This is a genomic window from Bacillus sp. SA1-12 (assembly GCF_000981385.1).
Classification (GTDB): domain Bacteria; phylum Bacillota; class Bacilli; order Bacillales; family Bacillaceae; genus Metabacillus.
In genome coordinates, this window is the sequence record NZ_LATZ01000032.1 from 20,451 (window position 1) to 27,335 (window position 6,885).

At 35.5% G+C, this 6,885-nt stretch carries 7 protein-coding genes; 3 read left to right on the forward strand and 4 right to left on the reverse strand.

What is annotated here, in order from left to right; translation table 11 throughout:
* Positions 1 to 489 precede the first annotated feature (489 nt).
* Positions 490 to 981: a hypothetical protein gene (locus WQ54_RS15915; protein WP_046585364.1), complete on the forward strand. Its 492-nt coding sequence runs from the start codon at positions 490 to 492 to the stop codon at positions 979 to 981.
* A gap of 241 nt (positions 982 to 1,222) precedes the next feature.
* Here the strand turns inward: WQ54_RS15915 and WQ54_RS15920 are convergent, their stop codons facing one another.
* The 4 genes from WQ54_RS15920 to WQ54_RS15935 form a co-directional block, all read right to left on the reverse strand.
* Complete coding sequence (locus tag WQ54_RS15920) at positions 1,223 to 1,999, reverse strand: AraC family transcriptional regulator (protein WP_046585372.1); 777 nt, start codon at positions 1,997 to 1,999, stop codon at positions 1,223 to 1,225.
* 25 nt (positions 2,000 to 2,024) lie between these two features.
* On the reverse strand, positions 2,025 to 2,600 hold the full coding sequence (locus tag WQ54_RS15925; protein ID WP_046585381.1) for a LysE family translocator: 576 nt from the start codon (positions 2,598 to 2,600) through the stop codon (positions 2,025 to 2,027).
* 302 nt (positions 2,601 to 2,902) lie between these two features.
* Positions 2,903 to 3,520, reverse strand: coding sequence for an FMN-binding negative transcriptional regulator (locus WQ54_RS15930; RefSeq protein WP_046585384.1), 618 nt, complete (start codon positions 3,518 to 3,520; stop codon positions 2,903 to 2,905).
* A gap of 188 nt (positions 3,521 to 3,708) precedes the next feature.
* A complete protein-coding gene (locus WQ54_RS15935; protein WP_046585386.1) occupies positions 3,709 to 4,611 on the reverse strand; it encodes a DMT family transporter in 903 nt (300 codons plus the stop codon).
* A 160-nt stretch (positions 4,612 to 4,771) separates the two neighbouring features.
* Here WQ54_RS15935 and WQ54_RS15940 point away from each other — a divergent pair, with 160 nt between their 5' ends.
* Both WQ54_RS15940 and WQ54_RS15945 read left to right on the forward strand, forming a co-directional pair.
* Positions 4,772 to 6,166 (forward strand): PLP-dependent aminotransferase family protein, encoded by a 1,395-nt coding sequence (locus tag WQ54_RS15940; protein WP_046585387.1) that lies wholly within the window; start codon positions 4,772 to 4,774, stop codon positions 6,164 to 6,166.
* Positions 6,167 to 6,622: 456 nt separating this feature from the next.
* Positions 6,623 to 6,885: transposase (locus tag WQ54_RS15945; RefSeq protein ID WP_156177984.1), on the forward strand; the 263-nt coding region annotated here is incomplete at its 3' end.

The following is a 6,885-nucleotide window of genomic DNA, read 5'->3' on the forward strand; positions in this document are numbered from 1 at the left end:
CATCATATTCTTTAGTCATCCACCTATCATCTTGTACGTTCAAAAATGGATATTTGCCCAAGAAGTATATAATTCCTATTATAATTCCACGCAGACCTTACAAAACCATTATCCCTATCACAGTTCATATATCGCACACACTTTCTCACTTTTGAATCGCTTTAACATAACGTTAATGAATTTTTTCTAAACGTAGGTATCATATGGGTGTTGACCTGCATATGGTACACCAAGTAATGCCCAATATGTAAAGGGATGAGCTATTAGTAAAGGTAATTTTAAGAATAAGCGTGTGGAGACTACCCTTTCCCTGAAGACATAGCGTTGTTTGACATGGGGCTAGATAAGTCGAAACCTTTTATAATGGAATGGCACCTAATTATATCCAAATTGTGCGGCGGCAACTTGGAACAAGGTTATTCAGCCTCTGCTAATGTTGAAATATAAAGCTTATTATATGCATGCTTTTAAAAGCAATGGAGGTATTGTATGACAAATTTTTATTCTTTTCACGGGACTGTCACCATGATTAGTGATTTTTTCACAGGCCAAAATGGTGAAGGAAAAGGCTGTTATAAATTAATAACTGTAGAAAACGGAATGGGAGCAATAGTTAATTTCGTGGTGTCACCCTCAACTTACTTTGTAGATCATGTAATGGTGGCTGCAGGAGATCATGTGACTGGATATTATGACGGAAATGCACCTGCTCTTCTTATCTACCCTCCACAATATCAAGCTCTTGTCATGGTAAAAGATAGCCCGTATCAACATGTAAAAGTAGATTATTTTAATAATGAGCTGGAAAGTAGTGATGGGCGATTACGGATAAATATTTCTCCATACACTCAAATTGTATTAACAAATGGGCAACGCTTTTCAAATAACCCTGCAAACCGAGATCTGATTGTTGTTTACGGACCTGCTACAAAAAGTATTCCTGCCCAAACCACGCCCTATAGAATAATCGTTTTGTGTTAGGGATGAGGAGTGATTAATATCATCTGAGCGTCTTCGCCCTGACATTAATGCTTCCGATTTTCGGAAAATCACTTTGCCATTCATATAAAAAGAACTTGGAAATTTCCAAGTCCTTTTTCGTTTGTTGCAAAAATAAGACCGTTTTTAATAGCAATTGTATTCCCGCTTTATTTTAATTCCTTTTACCATAGTAGATGGTCCTCTCTGTGTATCACTACAAGCTTAGTATAAAAAACCCTATTCAATTTAAATGTGATATAAACTCAAATGCTGTTGTTCCATATACGCTTTTAAAGTGCTTATTTAAATGAGTTAAATCAACAAAACCACATTCGGCTACAGCCGAATAGATATCTCGATTTTTTTCTAATAGCTGCTTTGCTCGTTCTATCTTGCAGTTAAGGAAATATTGATATGGCGATATGCCAGTATGAGCCTTGAAAAATCTGATAAACTGATATTTCGATAAATGAAGCTCTTTACATATCTCGTCTAGTTTAAGTACATTACCTAAGTTGGAATGAATCATATCCTTCGCCTTTTTTATTAGTGCATGGTCTTTCTTATCGTCTGTAGTATGTTTCGTTTGAATAAGGCTATCTGTGAGAGATAGAAATAATTCACTGCACAAGGCCTCATCTTTTCCGCTTAATATTGCATTTGAAAGACATATTATTCTTTGTTCAAGTCTTTCATCATACACAATAGGAGTGGAAAAACGGACAATATCCTTTTTCTCCATTACCTCTAAAAGCAATTGCGGCTCAATATATAGCATAACGTAATCAAGGCCTGCCTTATCATGTGCCATTCCGTCATGCGCCTGCTCTGGATTAAAAAGCATAACACCATTTTGATAGGATAATTGTAAACTGCCGTCCAAGTTATACTGTTGAATACCACGCAATGTTACACCTATTGCATACTCCTTGTGAGCGTGCTTTTTATAGGTAAAATCAGTAATGCTTGCTGACAACGCAGTAATACCTGCCGATTTTTTATAGATAAATTGCTCCACTTCATTCACCTCTTAATTAGCATGGCTACATCCATATCATGATTGCAGAATAAGCTAAAAATAATGACATCATTACATTAACGGTCCTTTTATGATTCTGTAAAAACTCCTTGAAGATGGTCCCAAAAAGAACCCATGTTATAAATGCTAAAAATCCAATAAGAGTTATAGCGATAACACTTATTGTCACCTCTGGCATTGCAATATTGTATGGCATAATAAAGCTGGGAAAGACCGTCATAGTAAACAGTACCACTTTTGGATTTAAAAACTGCATAAGAAATCCTGACATAAAAGTAGCAGTTTGGTTTACTGTTGGTTTTGATGTATCCATTTTGTAAACTTGATATGCGAGATAGAACATATATAAGCTTCCGATGATCTGCATAACAATTAATATTTTTGGGATGATCGTTGCAAGTATTGTATTCAACATAGCTGAAATAACAAGTAATAAACCAAAAGCAATCGTTGCTCCATATGTATATTCCAATGCCTTTTTTGTACCCAAACTATGCACGGTGGATAAAATGACGATATTTGTGGGCCCTGGTGTAAAAGTAACAATAAAACAATATATTAAAAAAGATGTAATATTCATGTAGAAAACTCCTTTTCAAGATATTCTCATAGAATTATACATCTGCAAATTTAATGCCATATAGTACATTATTGCATGGTTATTCTGAAAAGTTAATTTACAAATTTAGGGTGCTCAGTGGCTAAAACAGCAGGAAAGGTAAGATTCCATAGGCGTTTACGCCATTCGTGCAAGTATATTTTTTACAATCTTTCCATTTTTTATTTTCTCGCACTTTAGTATCCGTCATCGTATTATCTAAAAGAAGGTAAACAAAAGGAGTGGTAATCCATATTGGATCAACACTCCCTTCGAAATCACATTCAACGTAATCGCTCTAAGTTTGTCTTCATTAACAAAGAAATCTGTTGCTCATCTGTCTTTGAGATCTGGTCAAGTTGTTGAACAATTAACTCTTGTCTCTGCAATGAATGGTTTTGACTTAACTTTGCTTTCCCTTCTATTTTATTAATTTTTATTTTGAATCCTTGAACTCCTTTGTTCATACCAGCGAGATACTTTGCATCTACTTCTTGCAAACTGTATGGGCTGTCAAGAGCTTCATATTTTAAAACCATATCATGTAAGGTGCACATTAACTCATGTTCATCCTCTAATAGTTCGACTTCTCCGTAAACATGAACGGTCACATAATTCCATGTTGGTACTGCTTGATTTGTCTCATACCATGAGGGGGAGATATAACAATGAGGACCATGAAAAATAGCTAAGACGGTTTGATTATTAATATCTTTCCATTGAGAATTAGGACGAGCAAAATGTCCATATAAGTATGAATGATCCTCGTTCAAAATTAACGGTAAATGAGTCGCAAAAGGCATTCCTTTATGTTGGGAAAAAAGAGTCGCAAAACTATGTTCCTTCATAATGTCGAAGGCAAACGTTTCGTCTTTCATTTTAAAATACTCAGGAATATACATGTTTTTCTCCTCTCATAATCTATTCTTATCCTTCTGTATTATCTTTTCTTGATAAAAACCATTTTTTAACCACGAACCTTCATGATCAATTACAACTTTTTCATCTCCTACAATTCAAGTGATTTCATAAGTTATATGCTATACGATTCTTTTCAAACATTATATAGCTATTTATATTGAACATTCAGTTAGTTTTTCCGTGATAATGCTCTTTTTTTGGAGACGGGAGCATTTTTGCCTAAAATAACAGAAAAGACAACAATTACTGCTATTACAATAGTAAACAATGTAATGGATTCATCTAGAAAAACTGTTGCAAATAGAATCATCAAAAATGGTTGTAAGTATTGAATCTGACTAACTCTTGCTATCCCACCCATAGCCATTCCGCTGTACCAAGCAACATATGCTAGAAATTGACTAACCACTGCGAGATAAATAAAACTTACCCAAGCTTGTAAAGGAGCATGTAACATATCAATTTTAAGGTTTAGCCCAACTGGAATCATGAAAAATGGCGCTCCGATTAAAATTGACCATGCAATGACTTGCCAACTACCTAATTCTTTCGACAATCTTCCACCCTCTGCGTAACTAAGTCCAAGTATTAGCACCGCTGCTAATAAAGCTAAATCGGCAAATTGTAATTGACCTAATCCGAGATGAAGTGCATACATAATAACAGCTAAAGATCCGATTATACTTGATATCCAGAATTTGAGAGAAGGGATTTCACCACCTCTTAACATTGCAAATCCTGTTGTTGCTAATGGTAACAGGGCTACTTCCACAGCTCCATGAGAAACTGGCAAGGATTCCATTGCCCAAGAAGTCAAGAGAGGAAATCCTAAAACGGCACCAAAAGCAACAATAACCAGACTTTTGAATTGGCGAGGAGAGGGTAGTTTTTCTTTTCGAATAATCAATACTACAGCAACTAAAATAGCTGCAACAACTGTTCTTCCTAAACCGACGACCGTGGTCCCAAAATACTCTACGGCAACACTTGTAGAAGGGAGCGTTAAGCTAAAGCAAATAACACCTACTAAGCCCAACCATAATCCAAATTTTTCTCTGGTTTCTCTCTGCATCTTAACCTACCCCTGTTTTTTATTTTGTCTCACATCTGTACCATTTTTTATTTTTAGTAAAAACAATTCTGATATAATCAATATATTAATGGGTACGTATAATAAAAATAAACCAAATTTTCACCCATCTGTCCTGGTACAGTTAAAGGAGGATCAAAACATGAGCTCAAAATATAGTGAGATAATGGAAGAAATTAAGCTTCGGCTAGCAGATGGATCGCTCATTGCAGGCAGTAAACTCCCTTCTGTTCGTCAACTATCTGAGCATTTTTCATGCAGTAAAAATACGGTCATTAAAGCATACGAAGAACTTGAAAAAGAACATTTAGTTTACTCAGTTCCTAAAAGCGGCTACTATGTTGTGAATGAATTACAACATTCCACAAAGGAAAATGAAGCAATTGATTTCCTTTCTGCTGGTCCAGATAAAAACGCTATGCCCTATGTCGAGTTCCAACATTGTATGAATCAAGCAATTGAACAATATAAAGAAGAGCTTTTTACATACTCTGATCTACAAGGTCTTTACTCCTTGCGAGTACAGCTAGTGAAATATTTACAGGATTTACAGGTGTTCACTCAACCTGAAAGAGTTGTCGTAGTATCAGGCTCACAGCAAGCCCTTAATTTATTAATTTCAATTCCATTTCCCAATGGAAAAAACAATATTCTAATTGAACAGCCTACTTATTTCGGATTTATTGAGTCTATCAATCTGCATCAGGCTACTACTTTTGGAATTGAGTTATCAATGGAAGGGATTGACCTTGATCGTCTGGAATATATTTTTCGAAATAATGATATAAAATTTTTCTATATTATCCCGAGATTTCAAAATCCTCTTGGACATTGTTACACGAATAGCGAAAAGAAAAAAATCGTTGAGTTAGCTGAAAAATACGATGTATATATAGTGGAAGATGATTTTTTAGGAGACCTTGATCCAAATACAAAATCAGATCCTTTATTTTCTTTTGATCCTTCCGGAAGAGTGATTTATATTAAAAGCTTTTCGAAAATTCTCCTCCCTGGGTTAAGGATTGCTACTGTCGTCCTTCCTTCAATAATGATGAACAATTTTTTACGATATAAATTTTGTTCGGATTTTAATAGTGCCGCACTTTCACAAGGTGCCCTAGAAATTTATTTAAAAAGCGGTATGTTTAATAGCCATCTCAAAAAAATAAAAGAGGTATACCGCTCTAAAATGCAAATCCTTAAAGAAGCATGTGAATTATGGCTACCGGCTAATTCTGATTTTTCTAAACCGTCTTCAGGATTCTATCTATCCATTAGTTTGCCTGAGAGTGTAACAGCAAAACAGGTCGTTCATATGTTAAACGAGCAAAAAATTTATGTTGATGATGCCTCTAGAATGTTTTTACCAGAATTTAAAAGGGAAAATCTACTTCGACTAAGTATCTCTCAAGTACATGAGAGTCAAATTAAACCGGGAGTAGAGCGATTGGCTCACTGTATCGCTTCAATCGACCGTAGAAACAATCATCTTACCCCAAAAAACTTATTCTCTTTTAGTATGGATAAGTTTATATAGAGGGTAGCAACTTGATTATTCGGATTTTCGACGCTAAGAAAAATAATTTCAAACAGTTGTTTATATGACTTAGAATTTTGGAAATCATTTGAGACCTATTTACACTCCAATTTAACCCCTCCTCTCAACACGATGAGTTTTGGAGAAGGGGTTTGGTTTTCAATTAATTTGTCTCCGAAGGATTAAAAACTGCCCCGTTAGCCATCCATGAATCGCAAAAAACAGCTCTTCACCACAAAGAATGAAAATGTATTGAATCCGTCCATACTTGTTCTAAGGCTGGAGAGGAAGGTCGATGAACTATGGTGCCATAGAGCCCATCCGTTAGTCTGACTCCAACGACCACGGTGCATCACAAACTGTCGCTCCCTTACGGGAAGCACTCATGGTAGATTAATCCTTATTCTGATTGTTGCACCAGCCTCCAATTTACAAGCCTAGAAAGGAAGAATTTCAATGGATGTAATCATTGAAAGAGCATGTGGTATGGATGTTCATAAGGACAATATCACTGCATGTATTATGACACCTGATGGAAAGGAGATTCAAACGTTTCCTACCAAAACAGTTTTTCTGCTTAAGTTAATCGACTGGATTAAGGAACATGACTGTACTCATGTTGCAATGGAAAGCACGAGTGTTTATTGGAAACCTATTGTTAACCTACTAGAATCTGAAGGGATTGAGTTTCTAGTAGTAAACGCCCAACACATGAAGGC

Excerpts from the sequence above, each read along its gene's own strand:
- WQ54_RS15930 (WP_046585384.1), bottom strand. The coding sequence starts at position 3,520 with ATGTATATTCCTGAGTATTTTAAAATGAAAGACGAAACGTTTGCCTTC.
- WQ54_RS15915 (WP_046585364.1), top strand. The coding sequence starts at position 490 with ATGACAAATTTTTATTCTTTTCACGGGACTGTCACCATGATTAGTGAT.
- WQ54_RS15940 (WP_046585387.1), top strand. The coding sequence starts at position 4,772 with ATGAGCTCAAAATATAGTGAGATAATGGAAGAAATTAAGCTTCGGCTA.
- WQ54_RS15925 (WP_046585381.1), bottom strand. The coding sequence starts at position 2,600 with ATGAATATTACATCTTTTTTAATATATTGTTTTATTGTTACTTTTACA.
- WQ54_RS15935 (WP_046585386.1), bottom strand. The coding sequence starts at position 4,611 with ATGCAGAGAGAAACCAGAGAAAAATTTGGATTATGGTTGGGCTTAGTA.